Raw genomic sequence first — 3,074 nt, 5'->3', positions numbered from 1 at the left:
CGGGAAGTGGGTCGTTCCCGTTGACCTATGCCGACCGCGTGGCGTTTGAAAGCGGGCGGCTTTCGGTAGCCATGTACACCGGGGCGGGTGTGGAGCCGGTGGAAGTGAAGGTAGCGCGGTAGGGAACAGCAACAGCTAGCTACAACGGCAACAGCAACGGCAACAGCCAGAACACGGATCACGCAGATGACACGGAAACAACACGGATAAGCCAATCGGCGTGCCATTCACGCTTCGTTGAATAATCGCTGTTTGCTTATCCGTGTTGTTGTCCGTGTGATCCGTGCTATCCGTGTTCTGGCTGTTGCTGTTGCTGTTGCCGTTGCGAGTCTGGATTCAGCCGTAGCCCCCGTGACAGATCGCCCGCATGGCGCGAAGTTGTCGGGATGTCGACCTCATCATTTTTCCGCTCCGCTCTAGCCGCCGCGGTACTCGCCGGCGGTCTCGCGGCCAGCCCGGCGCAGGCACAGCATGCCTTCGCCGACCCCGGCGCCACCTTCGATCCGCGCGTGCCCACTCCCGCGCAGATCCTGGGGTACGATATCGGCGCCCGCTTCACCCCGCAGCGCGCCATGATGCGCTACATCGAGCGCATTGCCGCCGCCTCCAAGCGGGTGAAGGTGGACACCGTGGCCCGCACGTTCGAAGGGCGCGAGATGCTCATCATCACCATCTCGAGCGAAGCCAACATGGCGCGGCTGGCCGAGATTCAGCGCGATGCCAAGCGCCTCGCCGATCCGCGCGGGGCCAGTGCCGCCGACATCGATGCCGCGGTGAAACGCATTCCCAGCATCGTGTGGCTCGAGCACTCCGTGCATGGTGGTGAAGCGTCGGGCGCCGAAGCGGGGCTGGCGCTGCTGTACCAGCTGGCCGCCGGCACCGATACTGATACCAAGCTGGCGCTCGACAGCACCGTGGTGCTGATCGACCCCAACGAGAATCCCGACGGACGCGAGCGGCACACGCACGACATCGAGCGTTACGGCAGCGCGCAGGGTGTGGCCAGTGAGCCCGGTGCGCTCAACAACGCCGGGTCGTGGCCGGGGCCGCGCACCTCGCACTACTACTTCGATCTCAATCGCGACTGGTACGCGCAGTCACACCCCGAGACGAAAGGGCGCGTGAGCACGTACATGAAGTGGTGGCCACATGTGGCGGTGGACCTGCACGAGCAGGGGAGCAGCTCCTCGTTTTACTTTGCCCCACCGCGTGAGCCCGACAACAAGAACAATCCCGCGCACCTGCCCAAGTGGTTCGACATCTTCGCGGCAGCCCATGGCGCAGCGTTCGATGTGCATGGCTGGTCGTACTTCCGTCGTGAAGGCTACGACTCGTTCTATCCGGGCTACGGCGAAGGGTGGCCCATGCTCACGGGCTCCGTCGGCATGCTGTTCGAGAGCGCGTCGAGTTCAGGCGGTGCCGTGATGCGCAACGACGGTACGCTGCGCACGCTCCGCCAAGCGGCGTTCGAGCATTTTACGGCCGAGTGGGCCACGGTGAAGACGTCGGCGCGTCGGCGCACGGAGTTGGTACGCGACTATACGACAGCGCGTGCGAACGCGATCACGGTGAACGGCAAGGGGCCGCTGCGGGCGGTGATGCTGGCGCGCGACGGCCAAGGTCGGGCTGATTCGCTCGTGCAGAAGCTGCGCGACAACGGCATCGAGGTGCAGCGCCTCACGGCGGATGTCTCGGTGGCTAACGCCACCATGTATGCTGGTGGCACCGTACCCGTGATGACCGCCAAGGCCGGCAGCTATGTCGTCGATCTCGCGCAGCCGCAGGGGTATCTGGCCAAGGCGTTGCTGGAGCCCGATGCCGCACTCGATTCGGCGTTCATCAAGTTCGAACTGGAGCTGCGTCGCACTGGGCAGCGCAATCGCTTCTACGACATGACCGCATGGTCGCTGCCGTTGGCGTGGCGCGTGGATGCCTACGCGTTGTCGGCGGTGCCGGGCTCACTGGCGTTGGTGACCGACATGCCGCGCACATTCGTGGCGCCGGCCCGCTCGGTGTACGGCTATGCCTTTGCGCCGGGGAGCGAGTCGAGCATTCGTTTGCTGGCGTCACTGCTCACCGACTCGGTGCGCGTGTGGTACGCCCCGTATTCGTTCACATCGAAAGCCAACAAGTTTCCCAATGGCGCCTTCGTGATTCGTGCCGCGCTCAATCGCGCGGACATGCACGAGGTGGTCATGCGTCGCGCCGCCGAAGCCGGTGCACAGCTGGCCTCCATTCCGTCGGCCGGTGTGGACGAAGGCACCGACCTGGGGAGCAATTCGGTGATCCCGGTACAGCGCCCCAAGGTGGCGTTGCTGGGTGGGGCGCCGGTGAACGGGTCGTCGTTCGGCTTTGCGTGGTACGCGATGGATCAGCGCATCGGCTACGCCAGTACCCTGGTTGACGCGAACTTCGTGGCGGGTGGCGACATGAGCGGCTTCAACACGCTCATCGTGCCGTCGGTGCAGGCCGGTGCCCTCGATCGGGTACTGGGTGACGCCGGTCGCGCGCGCCTGGCCGACTGGGTGCGCAACGGCGGCGTGCTGATCACGATCGACGCGGCGAGTGCGTGGGTGGCGCAGGAGCGCGTGGGGCTCGTGCGTACGCGGGTGAAGCGCGACTCCACCCGCGCCGACAGCACCGGTGGCGCGCCGTTGCCGAGCAGCTTGCCGGGTGTGCTGGCCCGCGCCACGATCGACACCCTGTCGCCGCTCATGGCCGGGGTGTTGAACCGCGAAATGCCGGTGTTCGTGAACAGCGATCGCGTATTCACGATCCCGAAAGACCTCGCGGCCGGTGACGCCGTGATGCGCTTCGCCCCGGCGGCGCGGGTGCGGATTGCGGGCTACTACTGGCCCGAAGCCGCGGCGAAGCTTGGCGGCTCGCCGTACCTGTGGACCGAGCGGGCCGGACGCGGACGTGTGATCATGTTCGCGCACGATCCGGTGTACCGGGATCAGCAGCGTGGGACGCTGCCGATTTTTGCGAATGCGGTACTGTTGGGGGGGAGCTACTAGGGAGTGCTTGCGGCCGGCACTCACGTGAGTGTGGAGTGGCGAGTTTGAGAGTCGGGT

1 protein-coding gene is annotated in these 3,074 nt (G+C 65.7%); it reads left to right on the top strand.

The genetic code is table 11. From position 1 onward, the window contains the following. The first annotated feature begins 386 nt into the window (after positions 1-386). Positions 387-3,017 (top strand): M14 family zinc carboxypeptidase, encoded by a 2,631-nt coding sequence (locus ACIRA7_RS16205; RefSeq protein ID WP_396221872.1) that lies wholly within the window; start codon positions 387-389, stop codon positions 3,015-3,017. Positions 3,018-3,074: the final 57 nt, after the last annotated feature.

This window comes from Gemmatimonas sp., from assembly GCF_044376735.1.
Lineage (GTDB): Bacteria > Gemmatimonadota > Gemmatimonadetes > Gemmatimonadales > Gemmatimonadaceae > Gemmatimonas.
The sequence above is the reverse complement of the archived record's forward strand: the minus strand, read 5'-3'. Positions and strand labels throughout refer to the sequence as shown.